The following is a 22,902-nucleotide window of genomic DNA, read 5'->3' as shown; positions in this document are numbered from 1 at the left end:
AAAACCATTACACCCTAAAAAAATTAGAAAATTACTTATCTATTTGATTTATAGCAGGAATTATTTTATCTCGGTATTGAAATAAATAATCAAGATGAGCATTTTTAGTGTTTATAGCATAATATTTGAGCTTTTGAAAGAAATAATTTTTATGCCCATTTTCTCAACAGTATAGAAATTAACTTGCCAACTGCTTTATTTAATCCAAATAAAGGCAAGTTTTACTGTAATAATAGATATTTACCGACTTGTTTTAACCGGTCAATCATTAATAAAAACATGTTTTCCAACCCTATAAAACTACAGTATACTTTTTCTCAAGCCGCTGTAGCTCAGTTGGTAGAGCAGTTGATTCGTAATCAAAAGGTCTGCGGTTCGATTCCGCGCAGCGGCATTGAGTTATCGGTGAATTAAGTCCTCCATGGGGCACTAATAAATAACAAATCACAATAAAGATCACTCTTACTGATCCTGTAGCATCGCTAAAGCTTTCGTAATTGGAATAAATCCTTGACTGATAGTGGACTTGTCATTTTTTTCTGATCCTACAATTGCTATACCAATTACCTCGTTGTTGGCATTGAGTACTGGACCACCGCTGATGCCGTGTGTAATGGGAATATCTACTAACCATACATCAAATCCATATAGTTTTTTTTTCTGAGTTATTTTCCCATTATCACAATGACACTCATCACCAGTGTTATAACCTGGAAACCCGAATAGTTTAATTTCTACCCCACGCTTTAATTTTGAAGCGTCACCTAATTTAAGAGGTGTTATATCTTGAAAATTATTATTTAGTGTAAATATTGCTATATCGTTTTTTTGTGACGTCTTAAATAAAGTTGCTTTTCTTTTTTTATCTACTTCATTGCATCTAAAGAAATCAATTAGACAGCTATTTTCTTCATTAATATCCTCTATAACATGGTAAGCGGTAACTAAACCGAGTTGTTCGACTAAAAAGGCAGTTCCTTGAGCAATGCCTATATTATTTTCTAGAATAAAAACACTTTCTGATAGAATATCATCCAAGGATTTTTTTAGATTTTCATCTGGAACGCCAATAAGACAACTATATTTATAACGAATTTTTCTATATATCTCATCATTAATGCCTCGCACCATCCCTATATAATTAATCCTACCGCTTATAACTTGCTTAAAAAAAAGTGATTCATTGCTGTTAATTCTGTTCTTATCGTTATTGCTATAGTCTTTTTCTATGTATTTGCTTAGATATTCTTTCGCAGCTTGCTCTAATCCATATTTATCCCAAGCGTGAAGCATCGAGCGAGTTTTAATTATATAACTCCTATGGATATTTAATTTTTGATTAACCGTTATGCCTGTGACTTGCTGTCTTTGAGTCTTATTTTGTAGTCGTACCTTGTTATTATTAATTTCAAAACCATTTTTCTCTATTACTTCCCTTAATTTTATGCCCGGCACTATTTCTTTAGCTTTATTAAAATACAAAATATCTTTTGGAAAATTACGCTTGTTACAAGAAAAAGAAAATGAAACATCATCTGCATATCTTGTTACGGAGCATTTATTATCAAAAGATAGCTTGAACAAATCATTGTCAAGTTTAAAAGAAATGATGTTTGTTAATACAGGTGAGGTAGGCGCACCCTGTGGCAGTCGATTATTATGGCAGCATATATGCGCTAAAACAGTAGCTACTTCATATGTAAACGCAAATAAGTCACTCATAAATAAGTTTCTTATTCTTCCAAAATGTATAGAGTGGAAGAAGTCCTTAAAGTCTATATTAAAAATATATCTTTTATTGATATGCTGATTAGCATTTGTGACTATACTTTTTCCGCAGATAAATCCATGAGTATTTTTTCTAGGGTTATATATTTTATTGAATTCTATAGATAACTTACGCTGAATTGCTTTCAATATTGGCTTAGGCGCATCAATTGTTCTATCTTCTCCACTTTTTTTCGGAATGATGAATGTTACATAAAGGCGATTTGTGTTTGGATAAATTAAAGAAGAAAGTTTCTTATAATTCATCCCTAAAAAATGGGATAAATCTTTAACTGTTCGACAGTCCTTGAAATCAATATTATCCATATAATTTGCCCAGTTATTATGGGTGGTAAAAAATTTTTCTTATATAATTAATGCGAGCTCATTGTAACTATTAATATCGAGCGCGTAATAGATAATAACCATCATAAAAATAGCCATCGCAGATAGACAATGGAAAGTTAATTTATACCACCCATTTAACAGTAAAGTTCAGATTAATGAAGAATTCAAATTATTATTATAATAAATTGATAGTCCGCCCTTATTAAGGCAGGAGTAATCGTTATTCATGTTTATTTTGTATTTGAGGAGATTAGTCAAATTCGCAGAAGGAATCATTTAGCGAGCGTAGCCTGTATTAGCGCAGAGTAATACGGGATTTTATAAATTGATATTGCTAACTTGTTCATTTTTTAATGTTGTTCATTTAAAATGAACAACATTAAAAAATGAACAAGTTAGTCTATTAGACATTTTATTTAGGTTAATAATACATTGCAGAAAGCAAAGTGAATAGTCCATATTAAGTGCGAAGTAGTAATAAGAGATAATTCTTTGTTTATCATAAAGAAGCATATTTAAAGTTAAAGATAAGTTAGTAGTGACTGCATAAATCCCTTCTTACTTTATTTAACATTTTAGCAAGTGTAGCCCGTATTAGACGAAGTCGTAATACGGGAAATCATCTTCATAAAAGCCGATACAACCTAATATATTTTTACTTACATCTTAAAAATACGTCGAACAAATAGGGCAAGTGGTACACCCTTGTGGTTACTGGGCTTTAGGCGTACCACCATCAAAATCACAGGTGGAACGAGTGGGACAATTAGAATTCATGAGACCAGACTTTCTCGGTAAAAATATGGCATCTAGGAATACGTATCCCTTAATTCTTCGTTTTTGTGAGGCATTACCGTCATTGCCAGGTACTATCCAACCTGCGTTAGTAAGCACTTTATTCACCATTTTAGGTTCAAATCCTTGGCATATTTTGCATCTTATTATTTAAATTTACATGATGAAAGTGAATATGAAATATTTAATATACTAATTCAACACGCAGCTCTTCTTCAGTGGGTAAGCGAATGCCTAGGATCAGATCTTGCTTTTTTCCAACTTCTAGTCAGAAGACAAAAAGCAAGGCCTGCCACGAGATATGCTCTTAATTCAGAATCTGGAAATGCCAGGTCGTTAGCCTTATTTAAAATTAGGCAGTGATTAATAAAGCTATATTTTATTAATCATAATCATGCTATATTTTGATTAATAAAAAGAGAGGTTATTAATCATGAAATGGAATTGGCAGCTGGAGAATTGGCCTAATTTTACTTGGGACTCCGATAAATTAGTTGTGTATGAACAGTCTTTTACTGAGCATGCGGGTATCATTATTGGTTCTTCACAGCATATTTCGCAAGAAGGTAAGCAAAATTTATTTATCGATTTAATGTGTACGGATGCTTTGGATAGTTCTGAAATTGAAGGGGAGTATTTAAACAGGGATAGTGTTCAATCTTCTATAAAAAAAGAGTTAGGGTTATCTGCAGAAGCTCCTAGAGCTAGCATGGCAGAACGTGGGATCGCTAAAATGATGGTTAATTTATACCAAACGATTTCTAGTCCACTAACACATCAGGTCTTATTTGAATGGCATCAATTTTTAATGGGCAATAGCCATCATTTGGAACATATTGGTCACTATCGTAAGCATGAAGAAGCAATGCAAATTGTTTCTGGGCCTGATTATGATCGAAAAATCCATTTTGAAGCGCCTCCTTCACACTGTGTTCCGGACCAAATGGAGCAATTTATTGATTGGTTTGAACGGAGTTCTCTCACAGGTTCTGCTCCTTTACCCACATTAACCCGAGCAGGAATAGCTCATTTATGGTTTGAGAGTATCCATCCTTTTGAAGATGGGAATGGAAGAATAGGGCGAGCTATAGCAGAAAAAGCCTTATCTCAAGGATTTTCAAAACCAGTAATGACGGTATTGGCAAAAATATTATTAAAAAAAAGAAAGGAATATTATCAACAATTAGGTTTAGCAAGTAAAACCTTAGATCTAACATCTTGGTTGATATGGTTTGCTAACATCGCTCTGGAAGCGCAACAAGGTACTTATTTATATATTGATTTTATTATTAAGAAGGCTGTTATTTTAAGGGAAGCGGAAGGAAAAATTAATCCAAGGCAAGAAAAAGTTTTATTAAGATTATTTAATGCGGGGCCTGATGGATTCGTAGGTGGTTTAAGTGCTAAAAATTATATGAGTATAACAGGCGCACCGATCGCTACAACAACCAGGGATCTAAACGACTTAGTTAAAAAAAATATCCTCAAACGAACTGGCGAACTTAAAGCAACTCGTTATTTTTTAAATCTCGATAAGACTTAAATGGAATAATTTGAGATTTGGTACGCAGTGCGTACCAAATTTAAGTGTCTAGCAGTGAGTTCCAAAATGGAACTGATCTTCCCTCGAAATACCGGACCCCAACTTTATGCGGCTAACTCAAATTCATCTGGTGTCTGATATCCCAGAGTTGAGTGAAGTCGATGCTGATTCAAGACTATTCGCATTTTGAAAAACAATTTTGTCTCAGCATCGTTGGGTTCTGCAGACAAGCCACAGAACATCGAGGCGGAGATCTGTGTACACATTTAAACCGTTTGGCACTCTAGTGATCAGAACACTTATTGAGATAACCCCTTAGACTCTTCCTCATCCTCCTTAGGCTCCTCGGCATGCTCGGATGACACTAGATCAGAACTCGTCGTTGGCTGCGACGAGAAAAAAACGATATCGGCATACTTTTCTTTGGATGAGCGTTTTATGCCCGGCTCTTGTGACACGAATTGTGACGCAAAAAATTCACTTAGCTCTTTTTTGATGTTCTCTGTCAGGTCTTGTGTGGCACGACCTAAAACAATTACTTCATTTTTTGTATTCACGAACACAGCTAAATTTTTATTGTTGCTGTACATCCCGATAATGGGAGAGTCGCCCAGCTGAATTGGCTGCGGCACAACATTTTGCTTATTTACATGTTCTGGACCAAGAACTCCCGAGTGGCCTGACCCCCAGCCAAATACAACATTCTCTGTACTTAAAGCAAGAACAAACCCATTGCCTGCGATGAGGTGCTTAATCTTAACTCCTTCTGGCAAGCGAACACGTGTGAAATCAGGAACTTGTGCAGTACCTGTTTTCACACCTAATTCACCAGCGTCACTTTGTCCACACCCATACACTTGCCCATCTTCTGTTAATAAAAAGCTGGAGCCGAAAGATACAACTATTTTTTCGATTTTTTTTCTATCAGGAGAAGGAATTTTAGTAAACTGATGGACTGGGTTACGATGTTTTAAGCCAAGTTGACCATAAAAATTGCGACCGCAACCGAGAAGCACACCTTCTTCAGTTAATATAAAACTATTGTTATTCGCCGCCGCGATTTGCTTTACCTTTGAGGATAAGTTAAGAGGTTCAAAAGTGTAAACTGAGGGATCATTATCTTTATCAAAGCCCAGTTGAAAGAATTTATTACTCCCTGAACCATACACATCCCCTTTAGTACTCAAGAACAGTGTATGCCCCTCTCCAATTGCTATTGCTTTTATTGATGTTCCTTTGGGATTAAGTTGTTGGGGTTCATAAACAATCTTTGGACTCGAATCTTCACCTGTCTCATTGTTTTTGCCAAAGTCTTTGCCTAACTCGTTGTTGCCTGCGTAGCCACAAGCCAATACATCACCCTTATTCGTAAAAAGAACGCTAATATACTCCGAAGCAAATACATGAGAGATAGGGTCACCATCAAATGGGACGCGGAGAAAAGTAGAACTATAATCCTCTTCTTTACCTTTACCCAATTGCCCGCATTCATTAGAGCCAGCCCCCTTTAGTTGATAATCTTTACTAAGCAAGACATGTTCAGGACTCATGGCAAAACAAGAAAAAGGGAATGAACGAGACATTATAAACCTCCAACGACAAGAGTTAAGGATAATATATGTGTTAGTTTATGATCATATTGATTTAAAATCAATCATTTCATGATAAGACTTACGAGTAGACCTTCGCATGCAATAAGAGAACCAGGCTTTGCATCCAGTTGTCGGAGTACATAGAGGTACGTTTTTGGGGATACGCGCACCACCTCATATTTCTATGTCAGCTGCTTAAAGTTTAGAAATAACATCGCAGGGGGTACTTTTTCGTCTTGGTGCATCAATTGTCCAGAAAAATCAAAGTTGATTGGGTACCATAATGTAAATATAGCTGTAGCCATATGGCCGGAGTGATGTAGGAAAAAATGGAGCCACAGTGGGATGAACGATAAAACATACTGCTTTATTTTGATCTATTCCTGTACCGAAACGTCCCCCTTCTTCATCTATATTACCTAAATTATCTCTTGAGTCTTTAGATTCAATGGCATCAATATACCATTCGGGATCATTGTTTATTTTTCTGGGAGTGAATGGCCTATAAGGTAAGGCTAGTGTCACTGAGTGGCTCTGATTCGTTTATGTTGAGTTCCTTCTGGAAACTTTTTTGTAACGTATCCAGAGCAGACAAGATTTTTTTAAGCGTCAATGAGAGTGGGCTTGCTGTGATTGAACTCCAAATAGGATGCTTTTTAGCAAAAAGGGCATCTGCTTTGTTTATGATGCTTAATGTTGCTTTAAAAAAGTCATTTAATTCGTCTGGGCTCGTGGCTCGAAATAAGTGTCCAAAGAGGAGCGTCCATTCTTTTTTTAAAGTTATTTCTCTTTTAGATATGGGATTCGAACTATTATTTAAATAATTATTGAAATATTTTTCCAGTGTTGGGCGAATATTATGGAGCATGACTGCAAAATACATGCGCTGAGTAATTTGTATGAATGTTTCATCAACATTATTTTTTTTAAGTCCCGAGGTTTCCAAATAAGCAATACCAAGTTGTTGAGCCATTTGTTGAGCCTGAACAACAGAGACCATGCGCCGATGTGTTAAATCCGATTTACAACCAATGAGCATTATCGGGACATTAGGTTGGACTTCTCGCAGTTTTTCAACGTATGCTCTCACATTATTCAATGAGAATGGGTTGGTTACATCAAAACAGATCAGGGCGCTATTTGTATCAGGGAGGTATCTTTTAACAAGGTTCCAAAGCGTTGGGTCTCCTGTTGCATCCCAGATTTTTAAATTGATTTGCTTATTAAAAATGCGCAGTGAATTTAATTTTTGGTCAACACCGCAGGTTGCATAATAGCAATCAGGGTCCAGTTCATTGACGAATTTTTGCAACAAAGTTGTTTTTCCAACAGCCCGATCGCCAAGGATCAGTATCTTAAAAGAAATATCTGGTTCTTGTTTTTGTCGCATAGCACACCTCACATCCATTTGTAGTATTTATTATCGAGCAATAACAGACGCGGTCATTCTGCAATACAGCTTTTTTTCCGTCTTCATTACAAATAGTAATTTCCCAGACGTGGGTTGTCTTTTCTAGATGAACAGTAGTGATTACCGCAGTGACGATGCCTTCATTTCAATGAATTGAATACCAAGAAATTCAGACTTGGGATTTTTCCAAAAGTGGTTCAGTTTCTCGATAGAAAATTCTTTAACCCAAATAGCCATTTTTGATCTCCTTTCTTCCTCAAGATAAGATAAACTGTATTATAGAGAAAACCAATAAGAAAATTTTATTTGTTATGAGCTGAAGACACCTTATAAAAATGTACTACACATGTGGTCTTTGAGCCGCTGGATTTTATTGCTCGCTTAACGGTATTAGACCTAAACCTTGAGTTCACTTAACGCGCTTTCATGGATTTTTGGCACCAAACAGTACGTTTCGGAGGGGGGTAACCACCGAGTCTAAGATAAGCAATCAGTCAGCCGTTGATGTTTCAAAAGATCGTGAAGAGCGTCGTTCAAAAATGAGCTGGGCGAAGCACTTGAAGTGAGTCTTCAATATTGACGTTGCGGTGTGCGGGCACCGGGACAGTAATACTTGGAGAAGGGAAAATCCCTTTTGATAAATCATTTTATTCTTCCGGAGGTTGGATGCTAATCAAAGACGACCTTGTCCTTACTAAATGTACAAGAAATGTCATTGTAAATATTTAATTAATAATGACGGTCTATAATTTATTCACATTGATCGTTTTTTCTCAATTAGGGCGATTTCGAATAAATAACTTGCAAGAGATTAAACAATGCCTCAAGTAGTTATCATAGGTGCTGGACTCATAGGTTTAGATCTGGCGCATCAACTTGTAAAAGCTGGTGTAAAAAGCAGTATATTGTTATTTTTGACCCTCGTGCCAATGAATATAAGAGACCTGGTCATATCGAGGCTAGAGTTTTTTTTCAGCTGTATCAACAACTAAATGACCAATTCTGGTCAGGTGGACATGGCCATATTAAAGATGTCGAGCGAAATTTGTATGAGCGTGTTACAAAATTAAATATTCCTGTTGAAAAGAAAAGCTTTATTCGCTTTAGTGATGATCCAGCCCATAAAGGGATTATCGTTAGCGATGGGGGTGGGGGTGAGGAATTAAATGATGGTTTATGGACTTTCGTTTTCCTCATCAAAATAAAGGTGGACGTTATTTGTTCAGCAGTTAAACTTAACTCTTTTAAATTTGCAACGCTATCTAGTTTTTATGGCTCACACGATTGATGTATGAATTCTACATCAGGAAAAGTGTTTTCATAGCGTTTATCGTTTTTGGAAAAAAACGAAGGGTAATCATTAGATTTTTTGTTATCTGATTTAAGTAGGTTAAAAGATTTTGGACTGGTTGGTTCAGAAAGAGGTAAGTAATTATCCTCTGCATTGGTTTTAACTGATGAGTGGTGAGTATGTAAGTAATTCGCCAATGGGAGTAATGCGGGTCTTCGTAATTTCGTTGCATAGATGTCGTATTCATTTAATAGTTTTTGTCTTGCGTTGACTGTGTTGGTTTCCAGGAAAAAAAATTGCATAAAATTGATTTCTGATTTTGCATATCTAGATTTAGAACATTCAAAATCTGAGTAAAGTTCCATGCAATAAAGATCAAACAAATTCTTTAAAAATTCCGTTACATTATTCCAACTGTTCTTTTCATCACAAAAATAAATTTGACCTAGGCAACTATCAAAAATTTGATAACCTATGATCTGATTTTTATCATTTTTATATGCTCTGATCCCAATAACGTGTTGCATAATTTGGGGTTCATCACCATCTGGAGCAATCAAATTTACCCCGAATATCAGACTCATAGAGATACAAAAATCTATTTTTGCGTCGATGTGATTTTGTATCTCTTCAAAAACGTCTTCCAGTTGTTTTAATCTGGTACGGCACCTCTCGTTTGTTTTGGTATAAATTCGGTCACAACTAGATTGATGCTTTAAAAAGAATTTATCGAAGTACTCATCTTTTGCTGCCTGGTTGATATCAAGCACCTCCAATGGCAAGTCCCTTTTATTTTTTTTAAAAATAAATAGACCAAAGTCAAGTTGACCGGGAGTTATATTATCTGATAGATACACATATCGTCTGTACTGAGATGACTGAAGGGCTGAAATAAATTTTGCAATAGATGGAGCAAGGTTATTTTTGTTGTCTTCCTGAATAATGCTCGATTTTTGGGAGCTATCTAGATCCGTTAGTGGCCCCATTAGGCTTAAATTGTAATTAAAGTCTCCCATTGTGTTATACAAATCATGTAACCATAGTGTTGTTAAACCATCACATATACCTTGCTCCGGTAGGATTACTCGATTACTATCACCAAATTGAGCATTTACTAAATCTATGTATGTCCCTTGAAAGAAAACCATATATTTAGAAAAACAATGAACATTCCTATCCAGAAATTGTTGAAACATATCTATTGGATGTTCCTGATTATCAGTCATCGAATAAGCACCATACTATTTATTTGACAAATAATTATACAATTAAATTATTAACATTATATTAAAAACCACATTTAAGCTTAACATCTCCTCTCCTTTGCTGAAAAAAGAGCAGAATAGGTAATGTTAAGGCATTGCGGTCGATGCATTTTTTAGGGGCGCTTACATTGCTTATCGCAAGCAGGAAAATATACCGCCTTCTCTAATACAAAATTTGCGCGTTGTGAAACAGCAAGATATTAAAGTTAGCAATCTAATTAGAATTGTTGAGGTGTTGGGTTACAGCGTAGTCCTACAAAAGTGTGAAGAAAAGTTAACTTTAGATGATGAAGTAAGGGAAAATAAACATCATTTGATGCATGAGCTTCGTCTTATATTAAAGCGTTAGGGGTACTTGACGGGTGAGCCGCATGAAATAATTATCAATCACATGTTGTCCTGCTTCCCCAGCATATTGACAGTGAGTAAATACATTTTTTAGCTTTTCAGGCTCACTAGCAAAAGATATTTGTTGGTGTGTAGCGAGTTTTGCCGCTGAAATTTGCGCCGCTACTTGGTCTTTAGTATTAGACCTCTTGCATAACCAGTGGATTTTGCTTAAGGGCAAAAGTCGCGGTTATGCGAGAGGTAATCAGGCAAGAAGAATGAAATATTCGGCATCCTATACTATATTAAAAGTAGTTGTTCCCTAAATTTTGAGTAAAATATAATGGCTCGGCCTAAAACTATCTTACTTCAACTGTTTGCAGAACAAGGTTGCCTGCTAAGAATGGTTGGGGGAAAGGATGATGCGACGAAAAAAGAACTTCAAGCCATTCAAGAAATTGAAGGTGGTAAGCTCTATAACCGTCCGTCTAGCTTTATTGTAAAGGATATTGCTGTTCCTCCGTACGGTACTGAAACGCAATTTGGCATTTTTGTTGCTCCCACGGCTGCAAGAGCATTTTATAAGCAACAAACCTATTCCAATTCAATACCTAACATCATTGAAAACTATTTCGAAGAAAGACCAAATACAAGTCAACTTGAATACATGATTAACAAACTAAATAGGCTAGATGGATCAGGCCATGGCAAAATCCAATTAAAAAATTTAGAAAGACAAGCCATCTTTGATAAACTATTGGAGATGCGAGATAGATCAACCGGTAAAATTCCTGATATCGATACCAAAAGTCATGTATTGAATTTTCTTACACAGTTAGCCAATAACCCTAAATTTGCCAATATAGAATTCACAAAAGCTTTTGAAAAAGCAGTTTCTGAACAAGATCTACCCGAATATTTAAAAAGACAAATAAGAAATACTTTTTCTAAGTACTTATCTGTATGTGAAGATAAAAGTATCAAAGGATTACAAGCATTCATCCAAGAGCGCCAAGTATTAAAACTTTCTAACTGGAACGCCTTAGCAGCGGATATTTGCTATAATTCGAATAATACGAGCGGCCAAAATAGTTTTGACGGCTTTTTTGGTGGTGATAGTAGTAATGCTGAAGAGAAACCCTTTAATATCGAAAATTTTCTCGATACCTGCTTGCAAGAACAACCCGAAACAGATTTTTTTATTAATCCTTCTCTGTCTAATGATGCGGTTGAAATGCCTATTAGTTTTGATGGTGTATTTAGCATTAATACGACATTAAAGGAAGGCTCGATCAGTCTTCAAATGTTATTTGAAGAGCATCCATTGCCCGAAGCTTCGAGAATACTTTTTATTAAAACGTTCCAGGAACTATATCCTGGAATTAAAACAACTGACATGGTAGGTTACGATAAAATCAAAGTCGTCTTTGATACCTTACATGATAGACAGATAATGCAGGGAATCCGCTATGCTCAGAGTACATCTCAATACACAGATCCAACTAAAGAAAATTACAAGCATATAGAGATTAATGAATGCATTGCCTTTCCTTGTTTTGAGGATATCTTAGGCATCCATTTTCATCCGGATATGAGCGAAGCCAATTGGCAGCAAGCTGAACTTTTTTATAGGGCCATGTTGGATAAAGAAATTGAACTATCCTTTTTCTGTTATGACCCCAAAAATCCAGAGCAGCTCGCAGGCCCCTTTAATTTAACTGAGGCTCGCCAATATAAAATTAATAGATGTGAGGACACATCAAGCCAAGAGTCAAGCGTTAAAATCCTTAGACGGTTAGGTGCATCCAAAACCTTTAAGCCGAGCATAACCAATGAGTATGATGAACCTCCAACAGTAGTAGAAAACTCCACGGTTGACCAGGATGAGCCTACAGATCAAGAAAATGAACTTGATACAGGCAGTAATAAGAATTTTCGTGGTTAATTTCATTATTTGCAGGCTTTAATGAGGTCTTGATATGATATAATCAATATAAACCAGTATATTAGATTATATATTACATACTTCTTAGCTAACGTAAATTAACGAAAATCACTATGAATAACCAGAAAAGAATCACCTGCCCCACTTGTGGTAAAGAAAATACCTGGCATCCGGAAAACCTGTTTAGGCCTTTTTGCTCCGACCGTTGTAAACTGATAGATTTAGGTGAATGGGCGAGCGACACTCGAAAAATTCCAGGAAATTCTATTGATCCAGAGCTTGCTGTTGCAATCCATATACAAAGCAATGAACCACCCAATAAAAAATAAGATCAGAAAATACTGATACCCCACCAAAAGCCTGGAGTCCATTCTAAAAACCAGCGGGTAGCGTAACTGTCTTGAGTTTTTCAAGACAGTTGCTACAAGTATTAATAATATCCTAGATTAGGAATGCAGTTCCATTTGTTAATTAGTGCTATGGAATTGACTTTAGCAACCCCGTTTGTAAGCAAACGGGGTTTAACGTTAGTCATTGAATTCTTGTTTGATCATCATTATTCCATTTCTTTTTTAATGTATTGTTCATAGATAAGTCTCGCTGTTTCCTGATTTCTTTCATTCAGAGAATTTAATAAATCTGCATATACGAGAATATGAGGCACAACGGTTACTTATGGTTTGGGGTTTCTCGGTTATCTTGTTTTAAGAGAATCTTTGAACACCTTGATTCAAGGTAACATTTGCTATTCCGCTCCAGGATCACCGCCCATTGCTACGCAAGTTTTTGTGATCTGAAAGAACCTCATTAATGATACGTAAAGCTTGCGTGGCTTCAGCTGCATTTGAGTTAGTAAGATTTGCAGCACAGATTAATGCTTTCCATAAAGTCCACGCCCGACCCCGGGCCCATGTATCGGCATCAAGATTAATCGTCGAACGAAATGCTTCGCGGCTTTCGTCTTTAAACAGTGTCCATGAAATGGCTAAATCACATGCTGGATCGCCTACTGCTAATTGTCCAAAATCAATGACAGCGTTCAACTGCCCATCCTTTACCAGCAGATTACCCACGCTAATATCGCCATGAACCCATACTGGTGAATCATGCCAGTGGGTCGCCAGGGCTGCTTCCCAGACTTCACTTGCTGTATTCACATCGATTGAGTCCCTAAGAACTTCAAGTGCTTGTCGCGTTTCAGCATCATAGGTTTGTAGAGGACCTCCGCGATAGAAGCTGTGAGGGCCTGCTAATGGTCCATCAGTTGAATCAATTTGTTCTAATGCAGCAAGAAACTGCGCTAGATCGGTTGCAAATTTTTTTAAGTTGTTTATAGGAGCAGATGCTGCAGCTTCCCCATCAATCCATTGATAGACTGACCAGTGCCAAGGATATTCTACAGCGGGTTCTCCTAAGGCCAATGGTGTCGGTATCGGTAGCGGTAACTTGGGTGCTAGTTTAGGAAGCCATCGTTGTTCTTTGTCCACCTGCAGTGCATATTCAGCATCACTTGGCATGCGTACAAGCATCTCATTACCCAAGTGAAAAGTTCGGTTGTCCCATCCACTACGTGCAACTGGTCGAACAGGAAGATTCTTCCATTGAGGAAATTGAGTAGCCACTAAATGGCGTACAAGAGTATCATTGATTACCAATGGCTTATTATGATTCATTTGAATTTTAGCCTAATTAAAGTTAAATTAAGGAATGCATCTCGCAATTTCCCATCCTTGTAATATAACGATTTCCCTTAAAGAAATATCATAAAACTTTGTTGTCTTATCATTATCAAACGTAACAAAGGCTGGTTGACAATGTTCTCCATGATCTTTAACGCCGGTTAATACCAGTTTATGTTTTTGTATAAATGCAGGTAACTCTTCTCCCACAACAACACCGATGCTTTCTAACCCACTTGGATACATATGAACAGCCCGTGGGGCAGGTAACTCAATCAGCCTATAGGACTATAGGCTGATTGAGTTATTGTCGGGGAGCGCCCCAGCTCGCAAAATGGTTAGTTATAATCCATAAAGATTATTTTTGAATCAGTATAAACTATACTAATAACAATATATTTTTTCTTGGAGAGTGTAATGAAATTAACACTGATGATGAAGAGCGGTGAAAAAATTCAAGTTGATATTAAAGTCTCATCAGTTTCTCCATCCATAGCAATCATGAGTGAGTTGAGTAAAAAGAATAAAGAACAGGATGATTTGGAGTTTATACAATATGAAAATTTACGTATAGATGATTTAAGTCACGTCGATGATTGGTATTCTAAGCTGGAGGCTCTCTCAAAACACAATATGCGGAAGTACAAAACTGTGATGACGGACGAGGTCGTTGATATTCAACCCACGGATCCTCATAAGGCTTTAGATACATTTAAACGGTTATACCCACGAAATCGGGTATGGCAATTGGCTGTGGATGGTCAATACTATACCAGAGTAACGGGCAATTCTAATGAACAAAGTAGGCGAGATAAGGGGTGGTTGCAATATGAAAGAACAGAACCCGGATCGCTAAAAGCTTTTTTTAGGGGACTTAACCAAGCTTTAAAGAATATTGATGATAAAGAAATATCTCATGAGTTAATTAAAGCGTTGCATGAATGTGTCACTAAAGACGTTTTCGGTATTAACGCGGGGATAAATATCGGTGATTACAGAGATAGTGAGGCAACTTTCGCAATTGATGTAAAACAGGGGCGTATTACTCAAGAAGGTTTAACCGATTTACTCAATAAAATCGAAAATAATGAACTGGGTAGTGGATTAGATGATAATAGGCAAGTTCTATTTGATAAGAGTAGCGGCCTTCCTGCTGGGATATTCGGCGTAGCGTTGGTGGTCGGAATAGGCTCTGGATCATTATGGAGTGTTTTGCCGACAGCTTTCGACAGCACAACAATAGGAATTAAGGAAAAGAAAGAAGAGTTGATGCGCGAGGGGGAAATTAAGGATACGAGTAATGAAGCTCTGGCTGAATATATTATAACCCAATGGGGCGGTTACCGCTATCAAGGAACATCTGCTCTTGAGATTGAACGTATAATGAACGAGGTTATTGCCCATTATAATGACAAAATAAAATATCTGACCGACCCAGATGAAATCTTGGAGCTAATTGGAACAACGACCGAATGTTTCGAAAGAATACATCCTTTTGGGGATGCTAATGGGAGAACCTTTGTTAATTTATTGCAAAATCGATTATTGATACAAAATGGTTTCCCACCGGCAACCTTATTTCAACCTAATGTTTACGATGTATTTGGTAATCATGTGGCAGTGCTGAAGCGAGGCATGCAAAATACGTTTGATATATACCAAGGCAAAGATATTTTTGGTTATTACATGCATCGGGAAAACACGCTCAAAGAGCAAGATTTTTTTTTAAACATGGATGAGCTAAGTGAATTCGTGGTACAAGAATTTAGCAATCCGCTTTTTGCATTATTAGAGGCTAGTGCTGCATCACCTGTCCAAGACGCTCAAGTCATTCAGGAGGCCCTTGGCTTTACTGATGATTTGCTGCTTAAATTGGATTGCATCGATGAGGCAATTGCAAAGATAAATCCAACTGATTTCAAAGCCATCTCTTTATTTGATAGTGTATTCACACAGCTTATTTCTGATATTCCTTTGCCTCAATACAATCAAACCAGTGATGATTTTGCATTGCAAGAACTACATATGCAGATAGAGCAACGAGTCAGTGTTCATCAGAATACAATGAAAAAGGTTGAGCAAGAAAGGGACAAAGAAAAAGAGGAACGAATATCAGAAAGTGTGCTGCTTAATGAATGCATAGAAGATTTGCAACATTGTATTGATGACATAAAAAAGAGTGTAAAGGAAAAATATAACATTCAATTTTTTGAAGACCCAACTCTACTTGGTTCAAAAAAGGCAATTGAAACAGCTGAAAAGCTACTTAGTATACTCAATGGAGAAAAAAACGTTAGCCTGGATACTGACGAGATGAAAGCACTTAACAATCCTCTATTAAATAAAGTTGTTGCGAAATATAAAACGTTACTTGATGAATATATCTCGTACAGCTTCCAGAAAGTTCAGTCATCAAGGGGCTAAGAATTAAAAACTCAACTACACCATAAGATTGAACGAAATACTCTCCCTCCATCAAGAGGAAATCCAGAGATGAGGTTGAAGATTCCAATGGCAATGTTAATCATACTCAAATAACTGATACACCATTAATTGCTAAAGGCCCAGCGAATGAAATCCCATACCGTCAGTTACATTCTGTGTTGACTTCAAGGGGTTGGACTGCTGTAGTTCTGTCAAAATGAATTAGGCTATCGAATTGATAAGGTAAATGGGTAAAAAAATAATGGCTCAGTCGCTCAGTTTCAGGCCGATAAATAACACCTATCGCCCTTTGTAATCTCGGAATTTTTAAAAGGTGATCAAGCTCATCATTACCTATTAAATTTAAAATAAAATTTTGATGACGGACATGATGAAATAATTCTTCATAACTACCCCGTAGACCAGGATTAATTTTCTTGTATTGAGCGGGCTCATCCCAATTAGAAGCAGCCGTAACAAAACCATCATAAGTAGAAAACCCTATGGTATAGGTTTCATTATGCTGTTCTCTCACCAACTGGCCAATATTTATCTCACCACGTTCGCCCATTTCAGTAGCGCGAGCATCACCTACGTGTGAATTATGAGCCCAGATTATTATTTTAGCTGGTTTATTAAAATGACTTTCTAAATGATCTGCAATAATGTTAAGGGTTTCATTCATATGCCTATCACGTACATTCCATGAGGTAATATGATCTTCAAATATAGAGCGATAATAGGCTTCTGCATTTTTCACTAAACGTGCATTTTGCGTGGCAAAAAAATAATCATCTTTCGCTGTTTTATCTTTTTCATCAATAAATTTAAAAGCATGGTGTTGTATTTCGTAGAGTTCCTCTAATACCTCCACGATACAGGATTTTTTTATCTTCGTGTTTGTCAGATAACCATACATTTGTGGATCAACATTTAAATGGTCAAAACATGCATATCTGTTCCTTGCCTGCTGTGCAGCATCAGGATCTACTTTCATTAAATACCGGATAACGGCTTGCATCGATGCATTGATACTATATAAATCAAGGCCATAAAATCCTACTGCATTGGATGTGTCTGGTGAATCATTGTATTCACGAAGCCACTTAAGAAAAGGCGGCAGGGTTGTATTACGCCACATCCATCTTGGGAACCGTTTGAAATCATCTAAAGCGCTTTCCCAATTGTCAGCTTCACCTCCTCCTTGTATGTAGCGGTGAACCCGATAAGCATCAGGCCAGTCACCTTCTATTGCTACAGCCATAAAGCCTTTTTTCTGGATAAGTTGTTTTGTAATCTCAATGCGTGCTTGATAAAACTCTTGGGTTCCATGTGTGGCCTCACCCATCATCACAAATCGAGCATCACCAATTTGATCCAACAGAGAGGAATAATCAGATGGAGCTGAAATGGGCTTCGTAGCCTCATTGATAACAGCAAGTAGTTTTTGCTGTGCATTGATATCCATGTAAATTCTCCTTAATCCACTTAGATAGCAGGTTAATATTAATCACTAGATCCAAAGCGTTTTCAAGTAACTAACAAACCATATTTTTGCTAGACGAGCTATCTCATTTTTTAGTATAGGAGTTGCTATTTTTTAATCAGTTATTGTCTCAATGACAAAAATTAAGGTTCCGCCTATTTAGGTATCATAGATGGGTATGCAAAAACTCTAATAATTCATGTTCCTTTAAATGAAGTAGATCTTTTTCTATATTATGAGTAATTAGCTCTTTCACGTGTTTATTAATATGTTGAAATAATAGACCATTCATATGAGGTGGTGCTATCACAATGAGTTTTTCATAAGCGTTAGTATTTCTGTCACTATCAAGTTCTTTGGCAATACTTCTGGAAAAATCTTCAATTTTTATTTCTTTTGGATCTGTCTGTTGAGAGAATGCTCCACGAGCGGAGCTACTGGTACCATAATGACCAGGTTTATCAGAGGTTAAATCAGTATCTCTAAGCTTATTTTCAGGATGTTTTATTTCTTTAATTAAGGTGAGTTGATGAGGTTTTTTAATGTATTGATATATACGACAGTCATTAGAATCTGTAATGAGAACCCATGTTGCATGTTGATTGGAAGTCATTGTTAGTACTCCTTTACATAGAAATAGTTTAACTATGAATATAGTACTGTTTAGTAATTAAAGACAGGAATATGCTAAAAAAATCCTCATAAATCATCATCTTGATAATTGATAAATGATACAATTTTGAACTATTTATCACTCTTATTCTTGCCATAAGGACCATACAATAAGAATCGTATGAATCGAGATATTCACGTACGGATCTGTGAGAAGCTAAAGGGTAAGATTCTTGGGCTTACTCGATCATTTAGATATGCTTTCTGGTTGGATCCTCAGGGGCAGGCTCCTCTGTATTAATAGATTCTTCTGTCAGATCCTTCATCCTCTCAAGTCTATTTTTAATTTTCATTACTTTTGCTCCTTTGCTCTGATCTTCTGGAGCAAGTTTCTCTTTAACTCTCTCTTCTAAAGCCTGTTTTTTCTGATCGACTGAAGTTTTCACAGCTTCGTCTGTAAGTACTTGATTGATTATAACCTGCTGTGGGTCTGTCGCTATCAGTTGCCGAATAATTCCTGATTCTGCCTGCTGCGCCGTTGGGTAGGTTTTTGATATTTTTTGTATGGTGGCGGTGTCCAGGGAAAAACCGGTTTGTTTTAGTGCATAATAGGCGTCACGAAAAATTTTTTGGTTACCACTATTCAAAGCGGATGCGAGGATTTGTTCCGCTATCGTTAGCTGATAAAAGGGTGTCGGGAAGTTCTGATTTAATATCCCAGGAACGTGGGGTAGGGAACTTAAAATAATCTGCCAATCAGCACTAGTATCTTTTTGCAGTTCATTGATTATAACCTGCTGTGGGTCTGTGGCTATCAGTTGCTGAACAAGTCCTGTTTCTGCCTGTTGCTGCACCATGGGGAAGGTTTTTGATATTTTTTGTATGGTGGCGGTATCTAGCGAAAAACCGGCTTGTTTTAGTGCATAATAGGCGTCATGAAAAATTTTTTGGTTACCATTATTCAAAGCGGATGCGATGACTTCTTCTGCTATCGTTAGCTGATAAAAGGGTGTCGGGAAGTTCTGATTTAATATCCCAGGAACGTGGGGTAAGGAGCTTAAAATAATCTGCCAATCAGCACTAGTACCTTTTTGCAGTTCATTGATTATAACCTGCTGTGGGTCTGTCGCTATCAGTTGCCGAATAATTCCTGATTCTGCCTGCTGCGTCGTTGGGTAGGTTTTTGATATTTTTTGTATGGTGGCGGTGTCCAGGGAAAAACCGGTTTGTTTTAGTGCATAATAGGCGTCACGAAAAATTTTTTGGTTACCACTATTCAAAGCGGATGCGAGGATTTGTTCCGCTATCGTTAGCTGATAAAAGGGTGTCGGGAAGTTCTGATTTAATATCCCAGGAACGTGGGGTAAGGAGCTTAAAATAATCTGCCAATCAGCACTAGTACCTTTTTGCAGTTCATTGATCATAACCTGCTGTGGGTCTGTCGCTATCAGTTGCTGAACAAGTCCTGTTTCTGCCTGTTGCTGCACCATGGGAAAGGTTTTTGATATTTTTTGTATGGTGGCGGTGTCCAGGGAAAAACCGGCTTGTTTTAGTGCATAATAGGCGTCATGAAAAATTTTTTGGTTACCATTATTCAAAGCGGATGCGATGACTTCTTCTGCTATCGTTAGCTGATAAAAGGGTGTCGGGAAGTTCTGATTTAATATCCCAGGAACGTGGGGTAAGGAGCTTAAAATAATCTGCCAATCAGCACTAGTACCTTTTTGCAGTTCATTGATCATAACCTGCTGTGGGTCTGTCGCTATCAGTTGCTGAACAAGTCCTGTTTCTGCCTGTTGCTGCGCCATGGGGAAGCTTTTTGATATTTTTTGTATGGTGGCGGTGTCCAGGGAAAAACCGGCTTGTTTTAGTGCATAATAGGCGTCACGAAAAATTTTTTGGTTACCACTATTCAAAGCGGATGCGATGACTTCTTCCGCTATCGTTAGCTGATAAAAGGGTGTCGGGAAGTTCTGATTTAGTATCCCAGGAACGTGGGGTAGGGAACTTAAAATAATCTGCCAATCAGCACTAGTACCTTTTTGCAGTTCATTGATCATAACCTGTTGTGGGTCTGTCGCTATCAGTTGCTGAACAAGTCCTGTTTCCGCCTGTTGCTGCGCCATGGGGAAGGTTTTTGATATTTTTTGTATGGTGGCGGTGTCCAGCGAAAAACCGGCTTGTTTTAGTGCATAATAGGCGTCACGAAAAATTTTTTGGTTACCACTATTCAAAGCGGATGCGATGACTTCTTCCGCTATCGTTAGCTGATAAAAGGGTGTCGGGAAGTTCTGATTTAATATCCCAGGAACGTGGGGTAGGGAGCTTAAAATAATCTGCCAATCAGCACTAGTACCTTTTTGCAGTTCATTGATTAATAAATCTTTATTCGCTTCATCCTCTTTAGCTAATATCAGGCATTTATCTATTTCATAGATTGTAATAGGGTCATCTCCAAATTCAAGCTTGCCTCGAGAAACGACATTTTGCGCAATACCTTCTTTGCATTTTATAGGGGAACAAGTTGGATCAACATGCATCACAACTGTTCCAATGCATTGTGATTTTTCCAAATCTACCCAATTGGATACCACTACGTGAGAAATTGGCTGTTTCCATATATCTGGAAACCTTATTGCAAGTGCCTCAAGATTCTGCTTCGCTACTCCTAGCGTATGATCCAAGCAAATATCCACTGCTGTTAGAAATTGAGTACCGCCAGGGGTTCTGCAAGGTACTATATTATTAAAAGTTAACTCTCGACTATATCCATTAACCATGATCTGAGGCATGGGTATAATAGGATTATAATGATTTCGATCAAACACCTCCAGCAGAGTATTGTTTCCTTGCCCATTAGGTATCTTGTAACGAACGTCTATAGACGAGGTATTGTTTTTAACAATGAAGTTAAAATTAGGTGATTGTCCACAAGTAATATGCGGCGTTACATTCATTACTTTGTTGTCATAGGTTTTCACAGCAAAAGAACCGAGAATGAGTTGCACTCCTACCGGTTGTTTTTTTGCTTGCTCCGCGATTTTATTTTGTAACTCTTCGAATTCTTTCAAAGTTAGAGGTTCTTTAGCATAGAAAAAGAATTCATTAGTGCTTAGACGAGAGATGTAATCAGGATCTACTTCATTAGTGTTTGGTTTGTAGCAGTTTGCTTGGTAGGTCTTTGTTGCCTCAATCATTAAATCACTAATTGTCCTTTCCAAACGAGCAACCATATCTCTACGCTCAACAGTTGTCATTGGGTGTGTAGGTATTGGTTTACCTGGTCGAAATGCTTCACCAATGGGGGAGTACGTGATTGTGTCAGCTACTACTGCCTTATCTTGAATTACGGGTCTTACTGGCATGAAGCTTTCCTCAGCGTGACAATTTATATTTAGAGTTGTTTATGGGCTACAATTAAGCAAAGAAATCATAATTAACTCAGATCTGTATATTAAATATAGAACAAAAAGAAAGAAGGATTAATAGCGCCGCTTTAAAGCTGCTTGTACTAAATTTAAGAGTCGCTGTTTTTATATATATTGAGCTATATTTAGTAGCATGAAAAATGTGAATCTTATAAAGTATCTCGGAGAAAATATGAGACAAAAAATATTAAGTAAAATAACTGAAAGTATAAATTCGTCGCAGGTAAATTTAGCGAATATTAATATTACTGATGATGAAATTAAAGAAGTAATGGATAAAATTCAAGAGATAAACCCTGATGCATCTAGGTTTGATTTAGATAACAATGCGCTTAGTGATAAAGGTGCGCTTATATTAAGCGAGTGTCTCCATAATTTTCGCGAGGTGAAGGAGCTTAGTTTGCAATTTAATAATATAGGAAAAGAAGGTGCGATTGGTTTATTTAGTCTAAAAAATAATTTCTCAACACTGGACATTCCTTTTCATGGAAATAGAATTAAAAGTGTAGCGGAAATGTTTGAAATAGAAAAATTAGCGCAGCAGGAGAATAGTTTTAAGCCATGATTTCCGCTGATCCGCAAGGAAATGTAGTTTAATTTATGTAGGCAGCATGCGCCAATATCAAGTGATGGAAAACAGCACCATGCATCCTGAGCTTGGTGCTAAATATCCGGAAATCAGAACTTATGATGCCTATGGCGTGGATGATTCAAGTGAATTGGTGACGTTAGATATAACGCCGCAAGGATTTCACGCAATGATTCTGAGTCCAGGAAAAAGTCCAATCTTTATTGATCCTTTGAAAAGAGAGGATACTCAATATTACATGGTCTACAGTTGGTACTTTTTTTAATGTATCAAACAATAATTTTCAATTACAGCTGTACCACCCTCTGAGCCTCATGTTAATACCTTGTTTTCGTCTTCAAAATTTATTCTTTAGAGGAGTTGGAGATTGAATTATCAAAAGATCTTTCTGAACAGGAGG

Annotated in this window: 21 protein-coding genes, 1 tRNA gene and 1 pseudogene; 10 read left to right on the top strand and 13 right to left on the bottom strand. The window is 37.0% G+C overall.

Annotated elements, in window-relative coordinates; translation table 11 throughout:
• Positions 1-321: 321 nt before the first annotated feature.
• A tRNA-Thr gene (locus tag LFA_RS08530) sits at positions 322-394 on the top strand.
• 68 nt (positions 395-462) lie between these two features.
• Here the strand turns inward: LFA_RS08530 and LFA_RS08525 are convergent.
• Positions 463-2,094 carry a reverse transcriptase domain-containing protein gene (locus LFA_RS08525; RefSeq protein ID WP_045095817.1) on the bottom strand — a complete coding sequence of 544 codons (1,632 nt, stop codon included), beginning with the start codon at positions 2,092-2,094 and terminating at the stop codon, positions 463-465.
• A 732-nt stretch (positions 2,095-2,826) separates the two neighbouring features.
• Positions 2,827-3,021, bottom strand: a complete 195-nt coding sequence (locus LFA_RS20050) for a hypothetical protein (RefSeq protein WP_045095816.1) — start codon at positions 3,019-3,021, stop codon at positions 2,827-2,829.
• 322 nt (positions 3,022-3,343) lie between these two features.
• Between LFA_RS20050 and LFA_RS08510 the strand changes: the two genes are divergently transcribed.
• The gene (locus tag LFA_RS08510; RefSeq protein ID WP_045095814.1) at positions 3,344-4,453 is read left to right on the top strand and encodes a Fic family protein; all 1,110 of its coding nucleotides are present in this window, start codon (positions 3,344-3,346) and stop codon (positions 4,451-4,453) included.
• Positions 4,454-4,752: 299 nt separating this feature from the next.
• On the opposite strand, the gene LFA_RS08505 is transcribed toward LFA_RS08510, so the two are convergent.
• From LFA_RS08505 to LFA_RS08495, 3 genes are all read right to left on the bottom strand, one after another.
• Positions 4,753-6,036: an RCC1 domain-containing protein gene (locus LFA_RS08505; protein WP_045095813.1), complete on the bottom strand. Its 1,284-nt coding sequence runs from the start codon at positions 6,034-6,036 to the stop codon at positions 4,753-4,755.
• 270 nt (positions 6,037-6,306) lie between these two features.
• Entirely contained in the window at positions 6,307-6,570 is a 264-nt protein-coding gene (locus tag LFA_RS08500) for a hypothetical protein (protein ID WP_045095812.1), read from the bottom strand.
• A complete protein-coding gene (locus LFA_RS08495) occupies positions 6,548-7,435 on the bottom strand; it encodes a GTP-binding protein (RefSeq protein ID WP_045095811.1) in 888 nt (295 codons plus the stop codon). Before LFA_RS08495 ends, LFA_RS08500 begins: the two co-directional genes overlap by 23 nt.
• 331 nt (positions 7,436-7,766) lie before the next feature.
• Here LFA_RS08495 and LFA_RS20615 point away from each other — a divergent pair.
• The 3 genes and pseudogenes from LFA_RS20615 to LFA_RS08490 all read left to right on the top strand — a co-directional run.
• Positions 7,767-7,927, top strand: a pseudogene (locus LFA_RS20615) (transposase); the annotation flags it as partial.
• Positions 7,928-8,274: 347 nt separating this feature from the next.
• Positions 8,275-8,448: an NAD-binding protein gene (locus tag LFA_RS20610; RefSeq protein WP_407927614.1), complete on the top strand. Its 174-nt coding sequence runs from the start codon at positions 8,275-8,277 to the stop codon at positions 8,446-8,448.
• Positions 8,449-8,501: 53 nt separating this feature from the next.
• A complete protein-coding gene (locus tag LFA_RS08490) occupies positions 8,502-8,744 on the top strand; it encodes a hypothetical protein (RefSeq protein WP_045095810.1) in 243 nt (80 codons plus the stop codon).
• Here LFA_RS08490 and LFA_RS08485 read toward each other — a convergent pair.
• Positions 8,726-9,973, bottom strand: a complete 1,248-nt coding sequence (locus LFA_RS08485; protein ID WP_045095809.1) for a hypothetical protein — start codon at positions 9,971-9,973, stop codon at positions 8,726-8,728. The genes LFA_RS08490 and LFA_RS08485 overlap by 19 nt on opposite strands.
• 709 nt (positions 9,974-10,682) lie before the next feature.
• On the opposite strand from LFA_RS08485, the gene LFA_RS08475 reads away from it, so the two are divergent.
• Together LFA_RS08475 and LFA_RS08470 are read left to right on the top strand one after the other, a co-directional pair.
• Positions 10,683-12,284 (top strand): Clp protease/crotonase-like domain-containing protein, encoded by a 1,602-nt coding sequence (locus LFA_RS08475; RefSeq protein WP_045095808.1) that lies wholly within the window; start codon positions 10,683-10,685, stop codon positions 12,282-12,284.
• 113 nt (positions 12,285-12,397) lie between these two features.
• Positions 12,398-12,613 carry a DNA gyrase inhibitor YacG gene (locus LFA_RS08470; RefSeq protein ID WP_045095807.1) on the top strand — a complete coding sequence of 72 codons (216 nt, stop codon included), beginning with the start codon at positions 12,398-12,400 and terminating at the stop codon, positions 12,611-12,613.
• A 227-nt stretch (positions 12,614-12,840) separates the two neighbouring features.
• Here LFA_RS08470 and LFA_RS19455 read toward each other — a convergent pair whose 3' ends face one another.
• The 3 genes from LFA_RS19455 to LFA_RS08460 form a co-directional block, all read right to left on the bottom strand.
• Complete coding sequence (locus LFA_RS19455) at positions 12,841-12,948, bottom strand: type IV toxin-antitoxin system AbiEi family antitoxin (protein ID WP_231865917.1); 108 nt, start codon at positions 12,946-12,948, stop codon at positions 12,841-12,843.
• A 97-nt stretch (positions 12,949-13,045) separates the two neighbouring features.
• On the bottom strand, positions 13,046-13,957 hold the full coding sequence (locus tag LFA_RS08465; RefSeq protein WP_045095806.1) for an aminoglycoside phosphotransferase family protein: 912 nt from the start codon (positions 13,955-13,957) through the stop codon (positions 13,046-13,048).
• A gap of 27 nt (positions 13,958-13,984) precedes the next feature.
• Positions 13,985-14,209: a hypothetical protein gene (locus LFA_RS08460; RefSeq protein WP_045095805.1), complete on the bottom strand. Its 225-nt coding sequence runs from the start codon at positions 14,207-14,209 to the stop codon at positions 13,985-13,987.
• Between the two features lie 171 nt (positions 14,210-14,380).
• Between LFA_RS08460 and LFA_RS08455 the strand changes: the two genes are divergently transcribed.
• Positions 14,381-16,387 (top strand): Fic family protein, encoded by a 2,007-nt coding sequence (locus LFA_RS08455; RefSeq protein WP_045095804.1) that lies wholly within the window; start codon positions 14,381-14,383, stop codon positions 16,385-16,387.
• An 11-nt stretch (positions 16,388-16,398) separates the two neighbouring features.
• On the opposite strand, the gene LFA_RS20605 is transcribed toward LFA_RS08455, so the two are convergent.
• The 4 genes from LFA_RS20605 to LFA_RS08440 form a co-directional block, all read right to left on the bottom strand.
• The gene (locus LFA_RS20605) at positions 16,399-16,491 is read right to left on the bottom strand and encodes a site-2 protease family protein (RefSeq protein ID WP_407927638.1); all 93 of its coding nucleotides are present in this window, start codon (positions 16,489-16,491) and stop codon (positions 16,399-16,401) included.
• Between the two features lie 59 nt (positions 16,492-16,550).
• Positions 16,551-17,855 (bottom strand): erythromycin esterase family protein, encoded by a 1,305-nt coding sequence (locus tag LFA_RS08450; protein WP_045095803.1) that lies wholly within the window; start codon positions 17,853-17,855, stop codon positions 16,551-16,553.
• A gap of 184 nt (positions 17,856-18,039) precedes the next feature.
• Positions 18,040-18,486 carry a host attachment protein gene (locus LFA_RS08445; RefSeq protein WP_045095802.1) on the bottom strand — a complete coding sequence of 149 codons (447 nt, stop codon included), beginning with the start codon at positions 18,484-18,486 and terminating at the stop codon, positions 18,040-18,042.
• Positions 18,487-18,736: 250 nt separating this feature from the next.
• Positions 18,737-21,850, bottom strand: a complete 3,114-nt coding sequence (locus tag LFA_RS08440; protein WP_045095801.1) for a hypothetical protein — start codon at positions 21,848-21,850, stop codon at positions 18,737-18,739.
• 235 nt (positions 21,851-22,085) lie between these two features.
• Between LFA_RS08440 and LFA_RS08435 the strand changes: the two genes are divergently transcribed.
• The gene (locus tag LFA_RS08435; RefSeq protein WP_045095800.1) at positions 22,086-22,478 is read left to right on the top strand and encodes a hypothetical protein; all 393 of its coding nucleotides are present in this window, start codon (positions 22,086-22,088) and stop codon (positions 22,476-22,478) included.
• Positions 22,479-22,524: 46 nt separating this feature from the next.
• Entirely contained in the window at positions 22,525-22,767 is a 243-nt protein-coding gene (locus LFA_RS08430; protein WP_045095799.1) for a hypothetical protein, read from the top strand.
• The last annotated feature ends 135 nt before the right edge of the window (positions 22,768-22,902 follow it).

The organism is Legionella fallonii LLAP-10, from assembly GCF_000953135.1.
GTDB classification, from domain to species: Bacteria; Pseudomonadota; Gammaproteobacteria; order Legionellales; family Legionellaceae; genus Legionella; species Legionella fallonii.
The sequence above is the reverse complement of the archived record's forward strand: the minus strand, read 5'-3'. Positions and strand labels throughout refer to the sequence as shown.